The organism is Ensifer sp. Root1252, assembly GCF_001425885.1.
In the GTDB taxonomy this organism is placed as follows: Bacteria; Pseudomonadota; Alphaproteobacteria; order Rhizobiales; family Rhizobiaceae; genus Ensifer; species Ensifer canadensis.
This window is the reverse complement of sequence record NZ_LMDT01000012.1, coordinates 419,188-442,712: the sequence shown is the minus strand read 5'-3', so window position 1 is coordinate 442,712 and position 23,525 is coordinate 419,188. Positions and strand designations below refer to the sequence as shown.

The following is a 23,525-nucleotide window of genomic DNA, read 5'->3' as shown; positions in this document are numbered from 1 at the left end:
CCGCAGTCGCACCTACAGCGCCGTGCGTCTTATCAGACGCGGAAAAGGTCGCTGTAGCACTTTGAATTGCTGCATGTTTTCATCCTTAAATCGAAAACGATTTATGGAAATATGCAGTAGGGAGGTCAAAATGCAGCATCATTCCAAACACTTCGATTGTGCATTCAATCCAGCTGAGATCGCCATGCTCCAGCGGGTTCTCAACACGGCCTGCCTTGCAGCAAGGATGCCGCGCAGTGACTACCGTGCCAATCGCCTGGCGAAATTCATCATCGGCGAATTCCGCTCCGGCACACGCGACGAGGCGGCCCTGTGCGAGCGGGCTCTGTGGTTCGAGCGCAGAAGCGAGCCGTGGTCGTTGGCTCCCGAGCAGTGACGTTGCAAGGCAACAAGGATGACCGGCGCCGGCATGACCTGCTATCGCTGTCGCGCTTTGAATTACTGCATGTTTCCTTAAATCGAATAGGATTTAAGGAAACATGCAGTAGCGATCCGGGATCGTTTCGCTATTGCCGCCATCTTGACGTGCAAAAGACGCCGGGGTTGCAAAGCAACCCCGGCCAAACCTATCCTATTGTATGGCAATCGCCTTTCGGCCTATCAAGGCGTCAAACGCCCTCACCTACAGCGCCGCGCGTCTCATCAGACGCGCAAAGGTTGCTGTAGCACTTTGAATTACGGCATGTTTCCTTAAATCGAATAGGATTTAAGGAAACATGCAGTAATCGGCTACGCAAACGTAGCCTTCGTACGCAGGCAAAGGCCAGGAACCGCCACAAGATTGGTTCGCTCACTCAGGACATGTTATAAACGCTCATGACCCAAACAGAAGAAGACCTGGAGCTTTCGGAATTGTCCGGCGAGTTTGCCGACGACGACGTCGTTGTTCATATCCGCATCTCGCGCCCGACGGGCTCCAATCTCGACTGGACGCTCGAGGTGATCGACGAGGAGGGCTACTCCACCGTCTGGGAAGATTCCTTCCCCACCGACCGCGACGCCTACGAAGAATTCCTCGCCACGATCGAACGCGATGGCATCCACACGTTCACCGAACATCCCGTCCAGACGCTTCATTAGGCTGGCCCGGTTGGACTGAGCCAATCGAACCATTTCCGCGGCCCCCTTCACGCCTCATGCTCTCACGCGCACATCAGTGACAGCGGCAGCTTGCCGCTGTCACGTTGCTTGGCTCACCCCTGTTCGGCCAAGGCAGAGCAGCAGCTGCGAACGACACCATCACCCCTTTCCGACAATGACGAATATGATCCGCCTTATCGCCTCGGCAAAGCTGACGCCAAGCGCCATCGCCGCTATGCCGGTAACACCAAGGGCGCCGATGCCCATCAGCTTCCAGCGTTTGACGTCGTCGGTCACCGGCTTCATCTCTGCAACGTCACCACCAAGCGTCGAGACCGAAGCCTCGAGATCACCGACGCGATCGACCAACTGGTCCATCCGCTGATGGACGCCCGCCCGACTGCTCGTCGCCTTATCCTCGGCACGTTGTGCGCCCTCCTCGATCCGCCGGATCGATTCCTGCAGACCGCGCATGCCCGCGACCAGCTCTCCGAGCTGGCGGTGCACGCTGACATCGATTTCAGCTGGAGACATCTTGACGCCCTCCGTGCCTTGCGCAGTCCGCCTTTGACCAGACTGCCGCGGCGCAGAGACCGACGACAGTGCGGTCGATCTTGCGCTGATCTGCCGGCGTCGCGCCGCGCGCGCCGACAAGGTCGACGCCGACGACGCTTTTAAGGCCGGTCACAGTCTTCGGCGCCGAAATCCCATAGCCCGCCAGCGCGAAGACAGGAATCGTAATCAAGGCGCATCTTTCGAGCGCGGTTCGCAGCGTCATCATTCTGCCTTTCAATCGCATGAAGAACGGACCGGGCGCCGTCCGCCCGGATCTCGAGTACGGCCCAGGTGACGGCAGCGAGCACAAGCCCGCCGAAAAGGATCTTTGGCCGGGCGATCATGCCGGATCGAGCCGCTTGCGAACGAAGAGGAAGGCGCCGATTGCGAAGGCAGCAACAATGATGCCGGCAAACACCCATTGCAGCGGGCCACTTCCGGTCAACGCAAAGCCGAGCGAGGACAGAATGCCCGCGAGCCAGGAGATATTCTCCTTTGTTCCGCTTCGGGCGGCTTCGGCGCGGCGATAACGGTGTTGGAGGCCACGAACTCGCCCTTGGCCCAAAGCCCGGCTTCGGCAGCTCGGCGATTGACCAACCCCTTCACGCGCTTGCCGCCGGCATTGACCCATTTCATAAGCTCGCCCGGCACAGCGTCATAGTCGCCGCCATTCAGTTTGTTCAGCAAAGTCGATTTGCCGAGGCGACCGGTGTTGAAATCGAACGAGACAAGCACGGCGAACTGGTTGTCGGAAAGCGGCACCTTAACGAGACGCAAGACCCGTTCCTCGAATGTCGCCAAATCCGCCCTCAGGATATCGTCTGCCTGCGCCTCGGAGATCACCATTCCCGGCGTCACCGCCGGAGCGCCCGCGGCGCTGGTATGGCCATAGCCGATGGTCCACACACCGGCGACGTCCCGATAGGCCTTCGTCTTCAGACCTTCCCACTGCTTGACGAGCGCAAGGCCCGCCGCGTTGATGCGTCGGTTCATGTTCATGTCGTTTGTCCTGTTTAGATTGGGAACCAGAAGCAACGGTAATGTGTTGCTACAGCGCCGCGCGTCTTATTAAAGGCGCAAAGATTGCTGCAGCACTTTGAATTGCTGCATGTTTCCTTAAATCGAATGGGATTTAAGGAAACGATCAAAGGGGAGATCTAGCCATGATGGATGCCGCATTCGTGAAGATGACCGCTTTGGTCATCGTGCTTGTCAGCTGTGTCATCATGGTGCAGCCCTACTGACAAGCGGCAATTCGCGGACAACATCTGTCGCGGCGCCTGCATCGCAGGGTCGCCGGTAACAGCCGCGTCCGACCGAATAGGACATGCGGACTCTCGCCGGTTTGGAGCCTTCCCAGGAAAAGTGCGAAGCGGTTTTCCGTCAGGAAATGCGTCGAGACAAAGAGATAGAGCGTTTCTACGACTCCGTTTAGACCGGAAACGCACTAGGAGACAGAGGGGGGCTTGGACGGCGACAACGAACCCAGCAACGTCTTGAGGCTTTCGCTGTCGGGTAGGCGTTTCTCGCCTCGGTCGTCACCGCATCTCGAGCGCAGGCCACGCAAGAACTGGGCGACATCGACGAGTTCACCGATCTCCACCCGCACCTGCGCCTCGATCGTCCTGTAGATCTCTTCGAGCTCTGCCGCTTCCCCCACATCGACAGAGCCGGAAAGGGTTGAAACCCTCGCCTTGAAATCATCCAGCAGCCCATCGAACTCGCTGGCGTCACGCGCAGCCTTGGCCTCCAGGCTCGCAATCAGCATGTCGAGAATATCCAAGTGCCGCCGCTCCACCGATTGCAGGTCGAAGGCCGCACGCAGGTCCTTGCGGGTGCGTTCGCCCTTGCGCAGATGGGCCTTGAGGCGGACGCCGTTCTCCGCGCAACGCCTCCTGATTTCATCAACGGAGAATTGGCCCTCCGCCAACTGGTCGAGAAAGGGCCGGATAAGCGCCGGTGGCGCAGTGATGTTCAGCGCTGCCGAATAGAGCGCCAAGTCGATCGAAGCATCCGGCATACGCTACCTCCGCCTCATAGGGGCCTCTGGACGCCAGACTAACAGCATCCCCAAAACGCAAGCGCAGTTTTGTCGACAATGCTTTCCTATTTGTTAAGCAGAATCACCGATCGTCCGCGTCGCGACATGAAAGTCGTCGGAGCAAGACCATGAGCTACGATTGGACCGGCGGACGCCGCCGCCGCATCACAGTGGCCAAGTACGGAGCCGCTCTCGCACTCGCGACACTTCTGGCAGTGCTTGCGGCCTCAATCGCCGTTTAGGCTCTGGACCCAATAATTTTGGCTGACATCTGATTTAGATTCTTCGCTGAAGGATCCGATGAGTGGTTTGTTCTTGTGGCTCTAGGGTCAAAACCCAATCAAGCCATTGAACATTCTTCGTTGCCATGATTCAATCACTCAACCAAAGGAGGACCATCTACAACCGGTTTCATCGCTGGTCGGCACGGGGAATATGGCGGCGGCTGGTTGAGGCTTTGGTCAAGTGTGGCGATGCGGATATTCATATGATCGATAGTACGACCGCCAAAGCGCATCGATCGGCAGCCGGAGGAAAAGGGGGGGCAGATGCGCATCCGTCATCTCGCCGATCTGGTTGACATTGACATTCACGTCCTTCGGCATCAGCGAGGCCACGGCCTTGAGAAAATCGTGCGGACTCTTTTCGATCAGCGCGTGGATCGCGGCCGCCCCCGGCTCTGCCAGGCAACAAGCATGTCTTCGAGAAACAGCTCGCCGAGCTTGGTGCGCACCGCCTTGCGGGCGCGTGTCCGGACTGGTGTCGCCGCCCCCGGCACACGCGGCAGGAAGCGCCCGGTCTTCGGGTCCTTGGCTGGCTTACCGATGCTCATGATGATGGCTCCCATGCAGCGCCACGCGTCGATTTAAGGAAACATGCAGTAGCGCCGCAAAGCTCTCTAATGTCGCCCACGCACCCACGCGCCCGGCCATCGGCAATCAGGCAACAGCCACCCGATATCCACGGGGAATTGCATTCACCTACTTGACCTTAGGTTGTATTCTGTCACCAATACTAATTTACACGCAGCGCATTCGCGGCACGCTGGGCGGCCAAAGGCGCCTCGCAGCGGATATGACAGGCAGGTTGAAGACATAACACTTTCAAATCGCAGCATAATTTATCCGTTCGATCGATGCCGACTTTGAGGAATTATGCGATGAATAAGACGGGTGTCTGATGATCCAAAATGCAGTCAGAAGGTTGAAGACCATTTTTAAGCCGCGGCTCTCCGCCGCAAATGTCTCGCCAAGGTTGCTCGAACTCGCCACGTCAGGAAATCTCGACGCCCAGGCGGCGCTCGGCGAAATCTATTTCAACGATGGCCGCAAGGAAAACTACGCTGCGTCCTACCACTGGAACGGCCAAGCCGCCCGCCAGGGCGACGCCGCATCGCAAGCCCGCCTGGCAGCGATCTACCACAAGGGCATCGGTGTCGAGCCCGACCAGCAGGAGGCACTTCGCTGGTTGCGGAGCGCCGCGCGCAAGGGTCATCACGGCGCCCGCCAGGTGATCGACAGGCGCAATCAGGACGACGGTGGCCCCGAACAGAACACGGCATCGGCCAGCCTGTGCGCAGCACTCGATCCCCGCGAAAGGCGCGAAGGACCCGTCGAAAGAAAGCCTGCGGAAAGCCTGTCAAATCAGGCGCTGGAGAGGGTCGAAGACGAACAGAGAGAAACTGGGCGCCGTTGAGTACAACGAGAGGTGTTGAGTACAACGAGAGGTGTCGCCCGGAAGGGCCGCCTGCCCCGCTAAAATGAAAAAGGCCGCTTCGATTACGAAACGACCATCCTGTAATATCCTTAGCCCGGTTCTAGGCGAATGGCAACCCTCTCGGACAAACTTTGTTCTATTTTCGTTCTTTTTTTGAGGCCGCACATTCCGGACCATGCCATCACGTGCGGCCAGGCGGTCTCAACGCGAAACTGACAAAGTCCCATCGACTTCGCCGACGGCTCCAAACGCAGATCGGACAACCAAAGCCCGCGTCCGGCCGATTAAACCGGATATCTTCAAACCGCTCGGAACAACCCACGCCCCGCCCTCGTTGTCCCTTCGGGCTCGACTTTTGCCTGCAGCCAATGCCGGTTCTCGAGGATGTGCAGGAATTTGGTTGTGCGCGTCCGATTGTGTTATCATCGCTGCCGGGAGGAGAATGTCATGGAGAATTTCTTCGCACTACTCGCCGTCGTCATCGGTTCTGCCGTGCTGGGGCTTGCCCTCGCCTACGGGATGCGCCGCCAGAGAGACAGCCACCCGCCACCCAAACACGACGACGCCACGCTGAAATTCTAGGCGCTTGCGCAAAAGTGTGAAGCGGTTTTGCGATAACGACATGCGCAAAAACAACGCTGAAACCGGAGTTGACCGCAACGTCGGTCCACATGACGCAAAAGCCGCGCCCGCCCGGATGAATTAGCCGCGGCCATCAACCAGGCAGCATTGTGCGCGAGCATCAGCACCTGCTTCGGTCGACATCGTGTCGTCGCCCCGGGCGGAAATGCGCGTCAGCGAAAAGTCCGTCGCTCGAAGCTCATCACCCGCTGGGTCGTCGTCTTCCTCTGAGAGAAGGTCGATCATTTCCGCGCGGTGATATTTCGTCCCGGACGCTCCGAACTCGACAAAGCCCTCGGCCAGCAGCACCTCGACGGCCGCTCTTGAGCGACGCAGCTCCGGACGATGAAGCGCCTCCTCGAGTGCCCGGATCTCGTCAATATGAACGGCAAAATCGGCCATGTCTCACGCGCTTCCATCAGGGGTCATCGGGGACACCATGTACTCTACAGCGCCGCGCGTATTATCAGACGCGCAAAGGTCGCTGTAACACTTTGAGTTACTGCATGTTTTTATCCTTAAATCGAATAGGATTTAAGGAAACATGCAGTAGGTCACCGGCAATCCAGCGAGGAGGCGCGTCGATCGTGTCCCGTGAGGTGGTGTAACAGGAAGGCGGCCATCAGTGTTTTTCCGGTAGGGTCGGGTTGTTCAAGCTCAACCTGATGGAAAGATCACCGATGACCGACGAGATGATGAACCTGCGCTCGCTTGTTGAGAAGAGCGCGGATGTGGATTTGCTGCGGGAGATGATCGGCTTTGCTGCCGAGAAGCTGATGGAGCTGGAGGTCGGGGCGAAGACGGGCGCGGCCTATGGCGAGAAGAACGCCTTTCGGCTTGCCCAACGTAACGGCTACCGCGAGCGCGACTGGGAAACACGGGCCGGGACCGTGGAACTGCGCATCCCGAAGCTTCGTACCGGCACCTATTTCCCAAGCTTTCTCGAGCCGCGTCGCATGGCCGAGAAGGCTCTGACGGCCGTAATTCAGGAAGCCTATATCCAGGGCGTTTCGACCCGCTCCGTCGACGACCTGGTCAAGGCGATGGGTATGAGCGGCATCTCCAAGAGCCAGGTCTCGAGGCTGTGCGAGGAGATCGACGACAAGGTGAAGGCGTTCCTCAGCCGCCCCATTGAAGGCGACTGGCCGTATCTGTGGATCGACGGTGCGCCGTGCGGCGCGGGAGGTGCGTATGATTTAGTGTAACCTCTCAAGCTTGCCGATTTTTGACCGACGGCTGCAATGCCGTCCGATCCACGGGAGCAGTGGATCGAAGGGGGCCGAGAAGCCTGACCGGGCGTCGCCGGTTGGGTTGCATAAGCAGATCGGCCTTAACTGTACCGGATGCGGGCCATCAACCGCAGGTCGGGCTACCGCAATGCCCATGGCGAGACAACGAAGTGAGCGTCAGAAGCCTCGAAACACAGAAATCGCTTCCATTAGCGTGATGGCGTGGAGGCACGAAAGAGCAATCAGAGGCGGCAAGGCTCATCGATCCTTGCTGCCGGGTTCTCGAAGAGACCCGAGATGGGATTGGCTCCTATGCCCCATCTCCCGCATTGCACGGGGTAGAGCTCACCGCCTAACGGCACAAGGTTGGAAGTCGGAACACGGGAACTTGGATTGTCTGCCCGGTTGGAAGCTGGGCTCGCTGCGATGGCCGGATATGGACGACACCAAGGGCGGAGCTTTCGTAGTAGTCGGAGTGCGGGAAAGCCGCGCACAGGGCGAAGGGAAGCAGGAAGACGATAGGCTTGTAAAGACGGAGGAGTGATCTGTGGACATGGATCATCAGACCGACAAGGTCTGGGTACTCGGCATTCAAAGCAAACTCTATCAGTGGAGTAAGGCTAATCCCGACGACCAATGGCGTGACATGTGGGGTTGGTTGACCAACCTGCGGGTGCTGCGTCATGCCTGGCTGCGCGTTGCCTCAAATAAAGGTGGACGTACGGCCGGGGTTGACGGGATGACGGTGGGACGCATCCGGAACCGGAGTGAACATTGCTTTTTGATCGACCTTCAAGCGGATCTGCGCAGCGGCGCATATCGGCCAAGTCCGGCCAGACGCAAACTGATTCCAAAGGCCGGGAAACCGGGGCAATTCCGGCCCTTGGGCATCCCCACCATCAGAGACCGCGTCGTACAAGGCGCGGTCAAGATTCTTCTGGAGCCAATCTTCGAGGCACAGTTCTGGCATGTCTCTTACGGGTTCCGACCCGGCAGAAACACCCACGGTGCCCTGGAGTACATTCGTCGGGCAGCCTTGCCGCAGAAGCGGGACAGGGACACCCGGCGAAACCGGTTGCCATACCCTTGGGTTATTGAGGGGGACATCAAAGGATGCTTCGACAATATCAATCATCATCACCTGCTCGAACGGATGCGCAAGCGCATCGGTGATCGACGAGTGGTGCGATTGGTCGGATTATTCCTCAAGGCCGGTGTTTTGACGGAGGATCAGTTCCTGCGGACGGACGCCGGTACCCCTCAAGGCGGGATCATCTCACCATTGCTCGCAAACATCGCCCTTAGCGCGATCGAGGAGCGATATGAAAGGTGGACCTATCACCGCAGAAAGACCCAAGCCCGTCGCAAAAGCGACGGAGTGGCGGCAGCGGCGAGCGCCCGGGACAGTGATCGCATAGCAGGACGCTGTGTGTTTCTGCCGGTGCGCTACGCCGACGACTTCGTGGTTTTGGTGTCTGGATCGCTGGAGGAGGCTATGGCAGAGAAATCCGCTCTGGCCGACTACCTGATCGAGACGACCGGGCTAACGTTGTCGCCGGAAAAGACGAAGGTTACGGCCATGACAGAGGGCTTCGAGTTTCTCGGATTCCGCTTCAGTGTGCATTGGGATAAACGCTACGGCTATGGCCCGCGCGTTGAAATACCCAAGGCAAAGGCCGCGAACCTGCGTCACAAGGTCAAGCAACTGACGCAGCGCGATAGCATATCCGTCAGTCTTGGCGAAAAGCTCCGGAAGGTGAATTCCATCACCAGCGGATGGGCGAATTATTATCGCTACTGTGTCGGCGCCGGCCGCGTATTTGTCGCCCTCGACTGGTACATCGGCCTGCGCCTTTACTGCTGGCTGCATAAGAAACGCCCAAAGGCTACGCCGAGCGAACTGTGGGGCTCGAAACAGCCAAGCAGACGCCGGGCGACGAGACGGGTTTGGAGAGAAGGGGCCGTTGAGCAACATGTGCTCGGCTGGACACCTGTCGAGCGATACCGTCTCGCGTGGATGGATATGCCTGACTTTGCCATGTCTTCTGGAGAGCCGGATGCGTAACGAAAGGCGCACGTCCGGTTCGGCGAGAGGCGATGCGAAACCTGCCGCCGTAATGCGGTAAGGCGCGTATCGCCTACTCATCCCACCTATCTGAAGGTTCGTCGCGGTGGCCGCATCGTCTCGGTTGCCGTCATCATCGCCGTCGGCGTCAACACCGACGGACGGCGCGAGGTCTTGGGCATGGAGATTGGCACGTCCGAGGCCGAGCCGATCTGGACGGATTTTCTGCGCAAACTGACGCGACGGGGTCTCAGAGGCGTCAAGCTCGTCGTCTCCGATGCCCATGAAGGGATCAAGGCCGCCGTCTCCAAGGTTCTATCGGCCACCTGGCAGAGGTGCAGGGTTCACTTCATGAGAAACGCGCTGGCCCATGCCGGAAAGAGCGGCCGACGAGTGGTCTCCGCCTTCATCGCCACGGCCTTCGCCCAGGATACGCCGGAGACCGCAAGCACTCAGTGGCGCAACGTCGCCGACCAGATCAGGCCGAAAGTGCCGAAGCTCGCCCAACTCATGGACACCGCTGAAGAAGACGTGCTCGCCTATATGACCTTTCCCAAGCAGCACTGGACCAAGCTTCACAGCACCAACCCAATCGAGCGCCTCAATGGCGAGATCAAGCGGCGCACCGAGGTCGTCGGCATCTTCCCCAACGATGACGCCATCGTCCGCCTCGTCGGCGCATTGCTGCTCGAACAGAACGACGAGTGGGCTGTCCAGCGCTCCAGATACCTGACCCTTGAGACCATCGCCGCAATGAGCGATGATCCGCTCATCAGCCTGCCCGCTGCGGCAAGCTGACCCATTCCCGGCTCCGTCCGGAAAGCACGGCGATCGCCGAAGCTACACCACTCCTTGGGACATGATCCGCGCGTCCATCGTCTGTGGGGCTCGGTTCGGCCTGGCAGCTCAAGTAAAAGCGCGCGCCGCGACCGAACGAAGCGTCTGGCAGGTCCCGAGGAAACCCGCCGATCGCAGCCGATCGGCGGGTTCTCTTTCAGCTCAATAATACGGCGAGTAGCACTGCTGCCGCGGTCCGCCATAGGGCTGGAACGAGTTGTCCCAGGCGCGGTAGGAGCGGTAGCGGTCATAGCACCAGCTGGCATGACGCTGGTTCACACCGGACTCGACGCGGCGTGGCGGAGCAGCGATCGCACCGCCGATGATGGCGCCGGCGCCGAAGGCTGCCAGCGGATACCACCAGCCGTCATTGTGGCGACGATAGCCGTCGCGATAGCCGCGGTAGCCGCGGTGACCATTGTACCAGCCATAGCGGTATCCGCCGCCATGCCAGCCCGGCCGCGGGCGGTAGCCGCCATCCCAGTGCGGACGCGGACGGTAGCCGCCGTGCCAACCTGGGCGCGGCCGATATCCGCCATGGTTCCAACCCGGCCGCGGACGATGTCTGTCGCCGCCCCATTCGCGATTCTGTACCCTGTCCATGTCACTCTGCTGCGTCAGCTGAACGGCTGCAACCGGCATGGCATTCGCAGGCGTGTAGCTCGTCAGAGCCGTCACCGCCGCAAGGATCACAATGCCTATCTTCTTCATCTCGATACCTATCCGTTTCGAACAGGCGCAAGCTATGTCCCCCTGACGTGAACCCATGGTGAATGCGTCCTTCGTCATATTATCATTTAAAAACATAGAGATATGAACGACAGGTCATCACACTCGGAAACCAGCGCGACAGCGCAGCCGATCTCGTCGCCAGCGCATCTCGCCATCCGCGGCAATCGCCATATCTTTACGAAGATGTCTTCCCTGCGCTGGTCGACGACACCACCTGAGCACTCGGCCAGGCGTTGCGGAAACGCTGCGCTCCCTCTCTGCGTGGGGTTCACGCAGTGCCGCGACGGTGTGCGGAAAAAAGTTTCGGCGAAATGTCGGCCCCGTCGTCGGCCGATCGTCATTCAGGCAGAGAGGTCGTTGTGGCTTCGTCGATCAAAGGAGAAAAGACCATGCGCGTGATAGTTATGGTGAAGGCGACCGAGGATAGCGAAGCGGGCAAGATGCCTTCGACCGAGTTGCTCGATGCCATGGGCAAGTTCAACGAAGAACTGGTCAACGCCGGCATCATGCAGGCGGGCGAAGGCCTGCATCCCTCGTCCAGGGGCAAGCGCGTCGCCTTCGACGGCGCAAGCCGCCTCGTCATCGACGGCCCCTTCACCGAGACCAAGGAGCTGGTCGCCGGCTTCTGGATCTGGCAGGTCAAGGACATGGACGAGGCGATCGCCTGGGTGAAGCGCTGCCCCAACCCGATGCCGGGCCCGAGCGAAATCGAAATCCGCCCAGTCTTCGAGGCCGCCGATTTCGGCGACCTGATCACCCCGGAGATCGCCGAGCGCGACGACCGCCTGCGCGAACGCATCGGCGGCAATTGAGAGCGTCTTAGACCGGCAATGCATTGCGGAGAGCTGGGGTTCTAACGAATCCCGGCTGTCGACACCAGCATTGAGCACGCCATCTTCCCGGGTACGTCTTTGCCGCCTGTGCCTGGCTATCATCTGACGGCAAATCCGCCGCCGCTCGGGCCTGCGCCGTCAGCCTGCTGTACCGTTTCTCACAATCGTGTGCCAGGCAACAAGCCGTTTTAGTTGTTCCTTATTTCACCAACGTGTTCTTGTAGATGATGCCGTCCTTCATGATGATCTTGAAGTTGTTGGCGGGATCGGCCACCAGGTCGATGTTGCCCAACGGGTCGCCGTCGACGAGCAGGAGATCGGCAAGCGCGCCCTCCTCGATCACGCCGAGCTTTCCCGGATAGGGATTGCGCGGGCCGGATAGCGCCAGCAACTCCGCATTAGTCCCAGTCGCCATGGAGAGCGCTTCGGCAGGCGTGTACCAGCGAACGAGGGAGGCGAGGATCGCCCCCTGCTGCTGCGCCAATGCGCGGGAGAACAAGACATCGGTGCCCCACGCCGTCTTGATCTTGTACTTCTTCGCCAGCTCGTAGGTTCTGCCGATGCCGGGCCACACCTCATCTGCCTTGGCCCGCTCGACCGATCCCTCAGGAAAGCCTTGCCGCAACAACTCGGGAAGCGGTTGCAGGCTTAGCCAGATGCCCTTGTCGGCAATCAGCTTGGCGGTTTCCTCATCCATGAGGAAGCCGTGTTCGATGCACTTCACGCCGGCGGCAATCGCTGTCTTGATCGCATGCGACGTGAAGGCGTGTGCCGCAACGTAGGTGCCCCAATTGTCGGCTATTTCGACCGCGGCCCGCAGCTCAGCCTCGGTAAAGGTAGTTACATCCAGCGGGCTGTGGGGTGACGACACGCCGCCACCTGCCGTCATCTTGACCAGCGCCGCGCCCTGCATCAGTTGCTCACGGACCCGCATGCGCACCTCGTCGGGGCTGTCGACGACGATGCTCCCGCCGATCTGCTCCATGCGGGTGAGCGGGCCGCCGATCACCCGCGGCAGGTCGGTCATCTGGCGGAAGTCTCCATGCCCGCTGGTCACGGTGATCATGGCGCCGGAGGGGTAGATGCGCGGGCCCTCGACAATACCGGCGTCTATCGCGCGCTTCAGACCGAACACCGGCCCTCCAACATCGCGGACGGTGGTGAAGCCACGCATCAGTGTGTCCGTCGCCTCGTCGCCGGCCACAAGATTGTTGAAGCCGACGTCGCCGAACGATTCTGCAGGAGTGGACCGGGCCAGCATTGCGTGCCAATGCGCATCGATAAGACCCGGCATCAGCGTTCGGCCGTTCCCGGCAATGCGCTGGGCACCCTCCGCTTCGACAGGGCTTGTCGAGATCCGAGTGATCACATTGCCTTTGACCAGTACATTCGACGGAGCCGAAAGCGAGGTCGCTCCTTTTCCATCGAAAATGCGGACGTTCTCGAAAAGCACATCATCCGCCCACGCAGCCGGGCAGGCTCCGAGCACGAGAACTGCCGCAATCCACCGCCTGCGGGACAGCAGCACCATGAAAGCTGTGCGGACACAAGCGTACACGGCTACGGCGTGGGACAAGGCACGCGTCACAAACGTGGCTTTCATCAACTCCTGCGATTCGAAAGAATTGATACACACGGCGATTCTCCAACCTTGAGGAAGGGATGGGTCGTGGCACACGAGAGAAAGTTGCAGCATCCATTGCGATGGGCCGAGGCGCGAGCCACCGCTCGTCCATGCACTTGCAAGGCCATGTTCGCAGTCAGGCCGATCGCCATTCGGCACCAAACAATATCAACGTCTGCTTTTAGGTACAAGCAGACGTTGATGACGCAAGCCGAAGCGTCGCCATGGATCATGGTTGCACCAAGGCCATCGCGGCGCGATTCCGCCTCACCCTACAGCCCAGCGCGCCTTATCAGACGCGCAAAGGTCGCTGGATCCCGGCCACAGGGACGAGGATAAGGTCAACGGGGTCACTCCCAGGCATTATCAGCAATTGCCCGGAGCCTAGGGGGCCTGCCTGAGACCGCTCCCTCGGCAACAGGCGCGCGCCACTCAAACCGCCTCCCTCTCCCTGGAAAGCCCGAGATGCCAGTGCAGTTCGGTCAGGCCGCGCTTCAGCCAGGCCAGTTGCGGTTCCGGCATGGTGCGCAGCACCTCGTAGTCCATGACGCAGACGTTGAAGACCGTGGTCTTCACCCGCGGCCCTTCCGGCAGCTTCAGAAGCACGCCCTCGAGCTCCATCATCCGGTTGGTCGCAGCCATTGCGGCCCGGGTGCGCTCGGTCGTCTCGCCTTCGAAACCCTTGACGCTGAACAGCGACTGCGCCCGCACGCTTGGGAAGGGAATGCCGGTCAGGCTGTAATAGCGCGCCATCTGCCGGGCATACTCGTCGCCAGCCGGGCGTTCGTGTGCGGTCAGCTTGCCGTCGAGAAACATCCGGCCGAGTGTGTAGCCGGCAAAGGGACTGCCGACATCGACGCCCTTCGCTCCTGAAAAGTGGTGACTTTGCCGTGCGGCGATGGCGACCGAGCGCACCTCTCTTTCGGTTTCGCCATGCTTGATCTGCCCGCCGGGATAGCGCGCCACATCGGCCTTGCGCGGCCGGCCCGCCTTGCCTGCCCGCTTGGCCGCGGCAATGCGGGTGCTCGCCTCGAAAATACGTGTTCGTCAGTGCGTCCATCGCGCACCGGGCCTGGCACCGCCACACCCGCCCGATGGCGACGGCGAGCAGAGACTGCAGCCCGCCACCGGCGATAGCCGGCGACCCACCAGCCGAAGCTGGCGATAGTCCGCCGCCCAAGCCACCCCGTCCCGTCGCCGCCGATCGCGATCGCCCGTGGACCGGGCCACGATCCGTCAGGCCGACCGCTCAGAGAGCGGCTCATCGCTTCGCCCTGCCCTTGTTGACCGCGTGCAGCACCGAGGTGTGGTCGCGCCGGAAGATGCGGCCGAGCGCCGGAAGCGAAAGGTCCTCCCGCTCGTCATAAACCGCCGCCATGCAGCGGTGGCGCGGCTCCACCAGCCGGCGCTCCCGGCGAACCCCGATCACATCGGCCCAGCCGATGCCGGGATAGGCAATGAGCACCTCCTCGACGATCTCGCGCACCGGTCGGCGGCTGAAGAGGCCGCCCTCGCCGTCGGCATTCGTGCCGCAGAGCAGCTGCGCTTGCGACAGGATCCGCGCTTCAGCGTCGGCAAGCGCAAGCTCCAGCTCCAGCACCCGCAGCCGCTGCGCCTTCACATGGGCGCTGAGCGCGCCGAGCAACGCGTCGGGCGTTGGCGCCTGCGGCGGCTCGCTTTCGCCGGCATTTCCGCTGGTCGTGCAGTCCGCCGTCCGCGTTTCCAAAGAATGCGGCTCGGCATCCGGCCCGCCCCTCCTGCCGCGCGCGGTGCCGACGCTGCCGGACCCCTTCTGGGCGAGCTGCTCGCCCGTCGGCATCGTCGAATATCTCGTTTCAGGCTGCATCGCTCGCCACCTCCATGGTCAAATCCATCGCCGCCCCACGCCCTGCGGGATGGGCCATCTCGCGTTCCAGCCTCACTCGATAGGCGCGCTGTTCGGTCGTAATGGTGGCTGCATCGGGAAGCCCGATCATCTCAGCCAGCACCCCGGCCCGCGAGACCGCTGGCGCCTCGCTTGGCATGGCCTTGGCCGCCTTGACCGCCGCCTGCTCGGCACGAAACTGGCGAAGCCGCACCCTCACCCGCTCGCGGATCTCGGGCGAGCGCTCAGGCACTGGCCCTGTCGGGTTCAGCGCCACGGCGAGGTCGCGTCTGCGCGCCAGTTCGGCGCGCGTCGCTGCTGCCTCGCTCTTGGCCAGCGCCGCCAGCACTGGCGGCTTCGGAATCGTGCCCAGAAGCACGTTGGCGTTGGCGGCATAGTCGCCGCGGATCAGCTTCTGCGTCGCTACCGAAAGCCCGCAAGCGGGCACCCCCGCCAGCGCATATTGGTAGACAGGCAGAAGTTTTCGGGGATCGATGCCCTGCGGCATGGTCATGCCGGCCGTCTGCATCACGTTGAGGCTGCGCAGGATCGCATCGTCGCTTGCCGGCGCCAGCCGTTCAGTGAGCGCGGTAATCTCCCGGCTCAAGGTCGAATATCGGTTTGTTGATAAGGTCGTCATTTCCAAGGTTTCCATTGAGTTCTCGCTCTATCGCTTGTCGGCATTCCCGCTGGTGGCGGGCAAAGGCGCTTTCGCGCGGCGGCGCCTGTGGCCTGTGATCCTTGCGCGGCCTTGCGGCATTGCGCATCCGGTTGCGCCAGGTGGCGAGCCAGTCGAGCTTGGCCGCGTCCCGACCGGATTTCGCCGTCCAGTAATCGCGGAATTTTTCAAGCTCCAGCTCCACCTGGGCCGCGCCGAAGCCCAGCCGGGCGGCAAAATCCCGGTCCGGCTCGAATTGCTCGGGAAGGCGCGTGGCGCGCCTGCCACCTGGCACAGGACGCCGCGGCGCAAGGGTTTGGGTGTTGTCGGGAGAGTTAATTTCTTTAGGGGGTGCGGGGGATCTTTCTTTATCAGAGAGGGGGACGCCGTCCGTCGCCGTGACGACCTGTGACGTCACGTGAGCGCGGCGGCGCTGTTGCCGTTCGCGATCGCTGGCCCGGCGTTTGTCGATGTCCGATTGCTGGCCGGCCTCCGCCGCACGCACCGCACACAGGATCATCTCCGGCGTCGCGCCGCACTGGACCAGAGCCTCGACGATCGATGTGATGCGCATCGCCTAGTCCTCGCTCGCAAGGGCTAGAGAATTTCCAGGAAAAGTACGAAGCGGTTTTCCGTCAGGAAATGCGTAAAAACAAAGAGATAGAGCGTTTGTTCGGTTCCGTTTAAATCGGAAACGCTCTAGCGCCACGCGGACGAAAACACCGCGATGCCGCTGCGGCAAAAGCCGCTGCACAAACCTGTTGATCCGGCCGGCGATGGCGCGCGGTCGAACAGGCTGGGCAAGCGTCGCCAAGATCCCGCTCGCAGACGAAAGGACACGACCATCCACCGGCACGACAACGGCAGGCACGCCGCCTCGCCGCAACGACCGGTCCGCCATGGCGCTACGGTCGTGCACGCGCCGGCTCGACCAAACGCTCGCACCCGCCACCCATCTCCGCGGCCATTTCTCCGCCGACAGGACCGACGCACAAAGAAATCTCTGCAAACTCACTTCTCGCATCACGTCGCTCCTCATGATTGTCGGCACAGGTTCGCGTCGCCCAAACCGACGATCGCTCTTCGTGCCCTGCACCTGGTCTGACTTTCCTCCGCGCCCTCGCCGGCAAGCCGTCTGAAACCCCGCCTGCAGCCTGCTGGGCGGGACTGGGTTCGGCCACGTGACCGTGGCGCTGGAGCGCTGCGCGTCCGGTATGCCCCGGCATCCACGATGCCCTGGCACCCCCCATGACGCACAAACCGCTCCAGCCTTTCGAACCCGCGCATGATCACGCACCGAGATCGCATCCGATCGTCGGGGGCATGCGTCAGAAACGGTTTGCCGGCGCCGAAATGGAAGCGAGGGGCCACCGGGGAGGAGGTGGGCAGCAGCCCCTCGCTGTGATCGCCGCTGCGGCTGCGCCCGCGCGCCGGATCGGCACGCAAGGGACGCTGCAGCCGCGCCGCATGGCACCGAAAAGATCGGGGGCAGCAGCAGGACGACGATCAGTCTCTTCCACAGCGCCGCGCGTCTTGTTAGACGCGCAAATGTCGCTGTATCCCTTTGAATTGCTGCATGTTTTCGTCCCTAATCGAATACGATTTAAGGAACATGCAGTAGGGCCTCACCCGTCGTTGCCGACGAACCAATGGCCTACAATTCCCTGGCCTCTTCCCGTTCACCTGAGGGAGGGAGCCATTCCCCACCTCGCCTTCAGCCGGCGACAGAGCCACCGACAAAGGCGATGACGACTGTCGGACCGGACATCACGATTTCCTCCTGTCTCGCCAGACCGGCGCGAACGCCTCGTCGAGCTCGCGTTGCAATGCCTCGAAGTCGAGACCCGGCAGGTCCTCCTTGCCCGGCAGGTCCCTCTTGCCCGGTGCGTCCCCCTTGCCGATCAGCTCGAGCCCCGGCGCCAGCTTCATCCGGCCCGCGAGAAGCGCCATGCCCCACCGCCTAAGCCGGCCGGCCAGCCCGGCCTCACCGACCGCCCTCCTCCTGCCCGTGCGCTGCCTGCCGCAGCCAAGCGCCGGGCTGGCAGCCCAGCTGAAGGCGGCGAGCGTCACCGAGGTGGCGGAAAAGCTGCAAGCCCGGCGAAAACAGGATTGCCGAGAAGCGTGTCCGTCACGTGCTCAAGCATGTGCCACCTCCACCACGACGATTGCCCTTGCCCGGTTTTTCAGCCGGCGGATAACGCCGCGCTCCTCCATCGCCGCCACCATCCGCGAGATGCCGGATTTCGATGACAGACCCAGATGGTCCTTCATCTCGTCGAACGTCGGCGAGACCCCGCCCTTGTCGGCGCTGTAGCAGCGAATGAATCTGAGCAGCTCGTTCTGCCGCAGCGTCAGGCCGAGCGGCTGGCGCGTGGCGCGCCTGGTTGTCCTTGATGCGATTCTGGTGGCAGTCATCGGCTCACTCCAGCAAGCAGGCAGTCATCGTCGATGCGGCCCGCCGCGTTACCTCGTCGGTCACACCCGCCCGCGAAGCACGAGGCGTCGCGCCTGGCATGCCCGGCAAAGTGCCAGCCGGCCCGCTCCAGGCTGGAGCCGCGACCGAAAATGTCGGCCTCGTAAAGTTCGATTGACTGTTCGTTTCCGTTCATATCCTATCAATAATAGGATCGTATCGTTTTATCAAGAGGAAACATCCTATTGGACGTAGGAAGCGGAATCTGGGATGCCATTGCCATGGATCAATTGCGGCGCCTTATCCGGGAAGCAGTCGACGCGAAGAGGACGACCTACAAGGATCTGTCCATCGCGATCGGGAAGAACCACGCCTATATCCAGCAGTTCGTCGAGCGCGAGAGCCCGCGCGAACTGCGCGAACGTGACGTGCGCACCATCACCGACCTGATCAGCGCGACGCCGGACGCGGGCGAAACCGGCCAACCCCGCAACGCCACCGGTTTCAATCCGCAGATCGTGCCCGGCGAGCAGCTCGTCGGCCATCGCGACCTGCCGATTTTCGTTGCCGCCCAGGGCGGCGACGGCCATGTGATCGTCACCTTCGATGCGGTCGAATACGTCAAGCGCCCCTCGGTGCTCGAAGGCGTCAAGGGCGCCTATGGCATCTACCTCACCGGCACCTCGATGATTCCGGCCTATGAGCCCGGCGACATGGCGCTGGTGCATCCGCACCTGCCGCCGGCGCGCGACAAGGATGTCGTGCTCTACCACGTGCCACCCGCCAACGACGCCGAGGCGATCATCAAGCGCCTGGTGTCGTTCAACGACCGGGAATGGACGCTGAAGCAGTACAATCCCTATCTGGAATTCACCGAGAGCCGGGTGGAATGGTCCTTCTGCCACCGGGTCGTGGGCAAATACAGCGCCCGCTGACGCTGCGCAGGCATCGCCCGCCAGCCGCCGCCCGGAACACCGCTCCGCAACAGCTTCAAAAGTAATAGCTTTTCGAAAATGGCGCCTGCTTGACGCTACGTCATGCGCGAGAGCAGCCGGCGATAAGGATAAAAACATGCAGCAATTCAAAGCGCTACAGCGACCTTTGCGCGTCTAATAAGACGCGCGGCGCTGGAGTGCACTGTCAGCAGCGGAGCACGCAGCCGAAATGGCACGCCGCCGAGAGGAAGCCGGCACGCAGTAAAAATCCCGGGAACCGGCGCGTGCAACGTGGCCGCCGGCAGACACGGCGCCGGCTCGCATGACAGTTGGGAAGCCTTAAGCGGCCCACCGGCGCCCAAGCGCCCGCCCACACAACGCACCCCGCCGCCTGGGACACCGGAAAAGAACGCGAGACCGACGGACAGGCCCGTCTCACGCAATTGCCGATCCGTCTATGCGGCCATGATCTCCTGCATCTCGGACGGCAGGTCGCCGCCGATAAAAAGGATGGTCGCGTCTTCGAATTCGCCGGTCGACAGATCCCCTGCCCGGCTGAATGCGACAACGCCCACCTTGGTCGATGCCAGCCTTTCGGCCAGCCGGAGCGCGTGATCGGCCCCTGTCGCCTGCACCGGAGTGTCGGCGAGCAAGGCACCCCGATTTCCCCGCGTAAAGCTCTGAACGACGAAGTTTGTGACCATGTCATGCTCCTCTCTGCCACCTGCAATGGCAGCCCTAAGCTGACTCAATCTTCCGAACAAAACAAGAACAAACAGAAGGATATCGACAGGCCAGTCAGAAAAATCCTGCCGAATATATTTTTCCTATTGATGGATAAATAGGATTTTCCCTATTATGTGACCATCAATTGAAAACGAGGAAAGCCGGATCCGGCAGCGCGCCTCAAGGCTCGTGCCGGCCCTTCCTGCTGTTTCGCCAGGGAGAAGGCATGACAGTGACATCAGTACGAGAAGGTAAGCTTGTCAGCCCCTTCACCCAGAGCCGCGAGATCATCCTCGCGGTCACCATGCTCGGGCGCGGCCATTTCATCGAGGAAAGCGATTGCATCGGCACCATCTTTGCGACTGCCGCCGATTGGCTGAGGGCCCATGACGGCGAGCACGCCACCAAGCTCATCCGCTTCGATCTCGAAGCGCTCTCCGGCGAAGACATCTCCGAGACCGTCGCCGACGCCTGGCTCGACGATTTCGATCGCACCCCTGACGATGAACACCTCCTGCCCGCCTTCGTGCGCACGTCTGAGGCGTGGGAACGCTGGTGCGCGGATTTCGAGGCGCCGGGTGGTGGCCTCCGCCAGGCCGCTCCCTTCTGCCAGCCGGGCCACGGCACGCTCAATCACCGCCAGCAGTTCGGACCCCAGCCCTGATGGATATCGCACTCGACAAATCGGCCCTCTTCGCCGCCATGGAAGCCTTCTGGCAAACGGAAGACGGCAACGACAAGGGCGTCGAGGCAGCCGTAACAGCCTATATCGAGCGCATGGGCCTTGCCCCATTCAACGAGATGGCCACCCGCAAGCGCGCCACCCTTGCCGCCGCCACTGCTCGCCAGCCTGATGCGGCGCGGCGCTGATCACTCGTTCGCATCTGTTCCACCACTTGAGGGTCGAGCAACGACCCGCCCTCATCACCCAAAATGCCAGCTCAAATACCGATCTTGGCTGCCCGTGCGATCGCTCTTCATTCCCGTCTCAGACATTCGTCCCGCTGTACGCTTCTGAAAATCCGCCATGGAAAAAGATGCGCTGGCCGCCTAAAGCTAGGCGTCGTGCCCGCATCTCGCTCGGCGGATTCTTTACGCCCTGACTCGACCACATCCGGATTCGTTGATGAAAATCAGAAGCGCCACCATCGCCGACTACGACAGCCTGGTCGCCCTCGATACGATTGCGGCTGGCGACCCCGAGCGCCGTGATCATATCAGGGCGTGGATAGAGACAGGCTGCTGCTACGTGGCCGAGACGGACAAATCCGTCGGAGCCTATGGTGTCCTGGCCTACCATTTCTTCGGCAACGGCTTCATTGAAATGGTCATGGTCGGCGCGCAGTTTCGTCGCCAGGGCCTCGGAATGGCGCTCGTCGAACATTTCAAGAGCATATGCGCAACGCCGAAGATCTTCACATCGACGAACCAGTCCAACAGGCAAATGCAGCAGCTCCTGAGCGGCGCCGGTTTTCACACAAGCGGGTACATCGACAACCTCGATGAAAACGACCCCGAAATCGTGTTCTGTTTCCGCGCCGCATAGAGCATTTCCAGGAAATGTGCGAAGCGGTTTTCCGTCAGGAAATGCGTGAAAACAAAGCGCTGCAGCGGTTCTGAGACTAGAAACACCCTTGGCCGGCCGTAGAGAGGCGTTGAACGTGACAGCCTTTGGGGGACGCTCCACGCCACGCCCTGATATTGCCGAAATCCCCCGCTTCATCGAAACAGACATCGACACGCCCATCGCGCCGGGACCGCAGATGATGCCCATCGAAACGAATCCGCCACTGCTGAACGAAGAAGACCTGCGCAATATTGCGCTCTGGGCTGCCGTTTGCGCCGAACGCGCCCTCCCCATTTTCGAGACGGAGGCCCCTGATGATACCCGCCCGCGCGCAGCTCTCTCGGCCATCCGCGCCTTTGCGCAAGGCGGTGCGCGGACTGCAGCGCTGCGCAAGCTAGCCTGGGCGGCCAATTCCGCTGCACGCGAGGCCGGCGATCCCGCAGCCTCCGCCGCCGCCCGCGCCGCAATGGCTGCCGCCGGATCCGCCTACGCCCATCCGATCGCCACCCCTCACCAGGTCAACCACATCCTTGGCCCGGCAGCCTACGGCGCGCAAGCCGCAGCGCTCGCCGCCGTCGATCCGGCCGGCATCATCGAAGCGGAAGTCCGCTGGGCGATCGCGCAGGCACCACCCGAAGTCCGGCACATCGTGCAGCGAATGCCGGCGCGCGCACCAAGCAAGGGCCAGTTCCACGCGCTGCTCTACCGGCTTGATAGGGGCTTGCGCCAATGACAAAAGTTGCGTCGCGCCCGACGGAGTAAGCGGTATGGAAACAGTAGAACACAAGGTCCCCTATTTCAGCCAATGGGAAAGCCCGGAGATGACATTGGCGGTTCTGTCGGAGGGTGCGGCGGCCCTTCACCGCGATCCGCTCTGGCGCAACTCGGGCGCTGAGACGATTGAGGAATATGCGCGCTGGGCGGTGAATGTCTGCGGCATGGCCTGCCTGAAGATGATCCTGGCCGCACGCGGCGAGTTGCACCCGATCCTGTCGCTTGCGCGCGGCTGCACCGACTATGGCGGCTATGTCGTCAACGAGGCCGATGCCTCGATCAAGGGACTGATCTACGCTCCCTTCGTGTCTTTCGTCGGCGAGCGCTTCGGGCTTGCCGCCGAAACGCTGACCAACATCCCGACGACGGACATTCCGGAGGTGCTTTCCGAAGGCCGCTTCTTCATCGCTTCGGTCAGCAGCGCCATACGGTGGCCGCAGCGCGAGCCGCCTTCAAAAGGCGGACACCTCGTGCTGGTAACGGCCGCCTCGCGCGAGAGCGTCCGGTTTCACAATCCTTCCGGCCATGACCGGGCCAATCAAGCCGATGTCGTCGTGCCGCTTTCCACCTTCGACCGTTTCTTCGCCAATCGCGGTATCGCCGTCAGCTTCTGATCTCGCACCCAGCCCAAAGAACTACCCAATAAAGGCAGGCAGCAATCATCTGCGAAAATGCTAATAATCAGGTGGGGCAGGAACAGAGGGGAATTACTTTATGCCACGCCTAGCACAATTGTATTTCAAGACAGCGATCATCTTTCTGATCATCGGCATATCGATGGGCCTGCACATGGCCATCGGCCAGGATCACAGCGCGATCGGCGCCCACGCCCATGCAAACCTTTTGGGATGGGTGACGATGGCGATCTTCGGTGGTTACCACGCGCTGAACCCGGCCAAGGCGCAGAAGCGTCTGGCGATGATCCAGTACTGCGTCTACACCGCCGGCGTCGCGCTGCTGGTGCCGTCGCTGTACCTGATGCTGACCGGCAGCCCGCAACTGGAGCCGGTGGTCGCCATCGCGTCGGTCATCACCTTCATCGGCGTGCTCCTGTTTGCGGCCATCATCTTTGGCAGCAGCGAGACGGTGACGCGGCCGACCGCGGTGCCGTCGCGCTAAAGCATTTCAAGGAAAAGTGCGAAGCGGTTTTCCGTCAGGAAATGCGTAAAAACAAAGAGCCATAGCGTTCTGCGGCTCAGTCTAAACGGGAAACGCTCCAGCGCATTTCCAGGAAAAGTGCGAAGCGGTTTTCGTA

The 23,525-nt window shown here is 61.4% G+C and carries 28 protein-coding genes and 4 pseudogenes; 16 read left to right on the top strand and 16 right to left on the bottom strand.

Annotation, left to right across the window (positions count from 1 at the left end; genetic code table 11):
* The first annotated feature begins 130 nt into the window (after positions 1-130).
* Both ASD02_RS14685 and ASD02_RS14680 read left to right on the top strand, forming a co-directional pair.
* Positions 131-376 (top strand): hypothetical protein, encoded by a 246-nt coding sequence (locus tag ASD02_RS14685; protein ID WP_025427466.1) that lies wholly within the window; start codon positions 131-133, stop codon positions 374-376.
* A 440-nt stretch (positions 377-816) separates the two neighbouring features.
* On the top strand, positions 817-1,080 hold the full coding sequence (locus ASD02_RS14680; protein WP_025427467.1) for a hypothetical protein: 264 nt from the start codon (positions 817-819) through the stop codon (positions 1,078-1,080).
* A 159-nt stretch (positions 1,081-1,239) separates the two neighbouring features.
* Here the strand turns inward: ASD02_RS14680 and ASD02_RS14675 are convergent, their stop codons facing one another.
* The 5 genes from ASD02_RS14675 to ASD02_RS14660 all read right to left on the bottom strand — a co-directional run bounded on the left by ASD02_RS14675 (position 1,240) and on the right by ASD02_RS14660 (position 3,655).
* Positions 1,240-1,614: a DUF1515 family protein gene (locus ASD02_RS14675; protein ID WP_038576200.1), complete on the bottom strand. Its 375-nt coding sequence runs from the start codon at positions 1,612-1,614 to the stop codon at positions 1,240-1,242.
* Complete coding sequence (locus ASD02_RS14670) at positions 1,601-1,858, bottom strand: hypothetical protein (RefSeq protein WP_025427469.1); 258 nt, start codon at positions 1,856-1,858, stop codon at positions 1,601-1,603. Before ASD02_RS14670 ends, ASD02_RS14675 begins: the two co-directional genes overlap by 14 nt.
* A gap of 117 nt (positions 1,859-1,975) precedes the next feature.
* Positions 1,976-2,080 (bottom strand): LPXTG cell wall anchor domain-containing protein, encoded by a 105-nt coding sequence (locus ASD02_RS39770; RefSeq protein WP_225906311.1) that lies wholly within the window; start codon positions 2,078-2,080, stop codon positions 1,976-1,978.
* Complete coding sequence (locus ASD02_RS14665; protein ID WP_225906312.1) at positions 2,077-2,634, bottom strand: lysozyme; 558 nt, start codon at positions 2,632-2,634, stop codon at positions 2,077-2,079. The genes ASD02_RS39770 and ASD02_RS14665 overlap by 4 nt, the downstream gene beginning before the upstream one ends.
* Before the next feature lie 448 nt (positions 2,635-3,082).
* Complete coding sequence (locus ASD02_RS14660; RefSeq protein WP_025427471.1) at positions 3,083-3,655, bottom strand: hypothetical protein; 573 nt, start codon at positions 3,653-3,655, stop codon at positions 3,083-3,085.
* Between the two features lie 415 nt (positions 3,656-4,070).
* Between ASD02_RS14660 and ASD02_RS39765 the strand changes: the two are divergent.
* Positions 4,071-4,223, top strand: a pseudogene (locus ASD02_RS39765) (IS5/IS1182 family transposase); the annotation flags it as partial.
* A gap of 102 nt (positions 4,224-4,325) precedes the next feature.
* On the opposite strand, the gene ASD02_RS14655 reads toward ASD02_RS39765, so the two are convergent.
* Complete coding sequence (locus ASD02_RS14655; RefSeq protein ID WP_057220799.1) at positions 4,326-4,508, bottom strand: hypothetical protein; 183 nt, start codon at positions 4,506-4,508, stop codon at positions 4,326-4,328.
* 371 nt (positions 4,509-4,879) lie between these two features.
* Here ASD02_RS14655 and ASD02_RS14650 point away from each other — a divergent pair, with 371 nt between their 5' ends.
* Both ASD02_RS14650 and ASD02_RS40400 read left to right on the top strand, forming a co-directional pair.
* Entirely contained in the window at positions 4,880-5,371 is a 492-nt protein-coding gene (locus ASD02_RS14650; RefSeq protein WP_158268925.1) for a tetratricopeptide repeat protein, read from the top strand.
* Positions 5,372-5,839: 468 nt separating this feature from the next.
* On the top strand, positions 5,840-5,974 hold the full coding sequence (locus tag ASD02_RS40400) for a hypothetical protein (protein WP_255569852.1): 135 nt from the start codon (positions 5,840-5,842) through the stop codon (positions 5,972-5,974).
* A gap of 120 nt (positions 5,975-6,094) precedes the next feature.
* On the opposite strand, the gene ASD02_RS14645 is transcribed toward ASD02_RS40400, so the two are convergent.
* Positions 6,095-6,415 carry a DUF4440 domain-containing protein gene (locus tag ASD02_RS14645; RefSeq protein ID WP_025427474.1) on the bottom strand — a complete coding sequence of 107 codons (321 nt, stop codon included), beginning with the start codon at positions 6,413-6,415 and terminating at the stop codon, positions 6,095-6,097.
* A gap of 278 nt (positions 6,416-6,693) precedes the next feature.
* On the opposite strand from ASD02_RS14645, the pseudogene ASD02_RS14640 reads away from it, so the two are divergent.
* The 3 genes and pseudogenes from ASD02_RS14640 to ASD02_RS14630 all read left to right on the top strand — a co-directional run.
* A pseudogene (locus ASD02_RS14640) lies at positions 6,694-7,176 on the top strand (transposase); the annotation flags it as partial.
* Between the two features lie 619 nt (positions 7,177-7,795).
* Positions 7,796-9,307, top strand: coding sequence for a group II intron reverse transcriptase/maturase (gene ltrA / locus ASD02_RS14635; protein WP_244494221.1), 1,512 nt, complete (start codon positions 7,796-7,798; stop codon positions 9,305-9,307).
* 84 nt (positions 9,308-9,391) lie between these two features.
* Positions 9,392-10,105, top strand: a pseudogene (locus ASD02_RS14630) (IS256 family transposase); the annotation flags it as partial.
* Positions 10,106-10,306: 201 nt separating this feature from the next.
* Here ASD02_RS14630 and ASD02_RS14625 read toward each other — a convergent pair.
* Positions 10,307-10,855: a BA14K family protein gene (locus ASD02_RS14625; protein WP_025427475.1), complete on the bottom strand. Its 549-nt coding sequence runs from the start codon at positions 10,853-10,855 to the stop codon at positions 10,307-10,309.
* A gap of 410 nt (positions 10,856-11,265) precedes the next feature.
* Between ASD02_RS14625 and ASD02_RS14620 the strand changes: the two genes are divergently transcribed.
* Positions 11,266-11,688: a YciI family protein gene (locus ASD02_RS14620; protein ID WP_025427476.1), complete on the top strand. Its 423-nt coding sequence runs from the start codon at positions 11,266-11,268 to the stop codon at positions 11,686-11,688.
* Between the two features lie 220 nt (positions 11,689-11,908).
* Here the strand turns inward: ASD02_RS14620 and ASD02_RS14615 are convergent, their stop codons facing one another.
* From ASD02_RS14615 to ASD02_RS14585, 7 genes and pseudogenes are all read right to left on the bottom strand, one after another.
* Entirely contained in the window at positions 11,909-13,240 is a 1,332-nt protein-coding gene (locus ASD02_RS14615; RefSeq protein ID WP_038577126.1) for an amidohydrolase family protein, read from the bottom strand.
* Positions 13,241-13,765: 525 nt separating this feature from the next.
* Positions 13,766-14,371, bottom strand: a complete 606-nt coding sequence (locus ASD02_RS14610) for a hypothetical protein (protein WP_057220797.1) — start codon at positions 14,369-14,371, stop codon at positions 13,766-13,768.
* A 223-nt stretch (positions 14,372-14,594) separates the two neighbouring features.
* Positions 14,595-15,179 (bottom strand): helix-turn-helix domain-containing protein, encoded by a 585-nt coding sequence (locus ASD02_RS14605; RefSeq protein WP_025427479.1) that lies wholly within the window; start codon positions 15,177-15,179, stop codon positions 14,595-14,597.
* On the bottom strand, positions 15,169-15,837 hold the full coding sequence (locus ASD02_RS14600) for a hypothetical protein (RefSeq protein ID WP_225906313.1): 669 nt from the start codon (positions 15,835-15,837) through the stop codon (positions 15,169-15,171). The genes ASD02_RS14605 and ASD02_RS14600 overlap by 11 nt, the downstream gene beginning before the upstream one ends.
* Positions 15,776-16,429 (bottom strand): hypothetical protein, encoded by a 654-nt coding sequence (locus ASD02_RS14595; RefSeq protein WP_025427481.1) that lies wholly within the window; start codon positions 16,427-16,429, stop codon positions 15,776-15,778. Before ASD02_RS14595 ends, ASD02_RS14600 begins: the two co-directional genes overlap by 62 nt.
* A gap of 1,193 nt (positions 16,430-17,622) precedes the next feature.
* Positions 17,623-17,805 (bottom strand): hypothetical protein, encoded by a 183-nt coding sequence (locus tag ASD02_RS38215; protein WP_084815198.1) that lies wholly within the window; start codon positions 17,803-17,805, stop codon positions 17,623-17,625.
* Between the two features lie 198 nt (positions 17,806-18,003).
* Positions 18,004-18,270, bottom strand: a pseudogene (locus ASD02_RS14585) (repressor LexA); the annotation flags it as partial.
* A 279-nt stretch (positions 18,271-18,549) separates the two neighbouring features.
* Between ASD02_RS14585 and ASD02_RS14575 the strand changes: the two are divergent.
* Positions 18,550-19,203, top strand: a complete 654-nt coding sequence (locus ASD02_RS14575; RefSeq protein WP_081788905.1) for a S24 family peptidase — start codon at positions 18,550-18,552, stop codon at positions 19,201-19,203.
* Positions 19,204-19,658: 455 nt separating this feature from the next.
* Here ASD02_RS14575 and ASD02_RS14570 read toward each other — a convergent pair whose 3' ends face one another.
* Positions 19,659-19,907, bottom strand: coding sequence for a hypothetical protein (locus ASD02_RS14570; RefSeq protein ID WP_025427486.1), 249 nt, complete (start codon positions 19,905-19,907; stop codon positions 19,659-19,661).
* A 248-nt stretch (positions 19,908-20,155) separates the two neighbouring features.
* Between ASD02_RS14570 and ASD02_RS14565 the strand changes: the two genes are divergently transcribed.
* From ASD02_RS14565 to ASD02_RS14540, 6 genes are all read left to right on the top strand, one after another.
* Entirely contained in the window at positions 20,156-20,593 is a 438-nt protein-coding gene (locus tag ASD02_RS14565; RefSeq protein WP_025427487.1) for a hypothetical protein, read from the top strand.
* The gene (locus ASD02_RS14560; protein WP_025427488.1) at positions 20,593-20,799 is read left to right on the top strand and encodes a hypothetical protein; all 207 of its coding nucleotides are present in this window, start codon (positions 20,593-20,595) and stop codon (positions 20,797-20,799) included. Before ASD02_RS14565 ends, ASD02_RS14560 begins: the two co-directional genes overlap by 1 nt.
* Positions 20,800-21,055: 256 nt before the next feature.
* Positions 21,056-21,475, top strand: coding sequence for a GNAT family N-acetyltransferase (locus ASD02_RS14555; protein WP_025427489.1), 420 nt, complete (start codon positions 21,056-21,058; stop codon positions 21,473-21,475).
* 115 nt (positions 21,476-21,590) lie between these two features.
* On the top strand, positions 21,591-22,229 hold the full coding sequence (locus ASD02_RS14550; RefSeq protein ID WP_200951447.1) for a putative immunity protein: 639 nt from the start codon (positions 21,591-21,593) through the stop codon (positions 22,227-22,229).
* Positions 22,230-22,263: 34 nt separating this feature from the next.
* Positions 22,264-22,884, top strand: coding sequence for a C39 family peptidase (locus ASD02_RS14545; protein WP_025427491.1), 621 nt, complete (start codon positions 22,264-22,266; stop codon positions 22,882-22,884).
* Positions 22,885-22,984: 100 nt separating this feature from the next.
* Positions 22,985-23,389: a hypothetical protein gene (locus ASD02_RS14540; RefSeq protein ID WP_025427492.1), complete on the top strand. Its 405-nt coding sequence runs from the start codon at positions 22,985-22,987 to the stop codon at positions 23,387-23,389.
* Positions 23,390-23,525 lie beyond the last annotated feature (136 nt).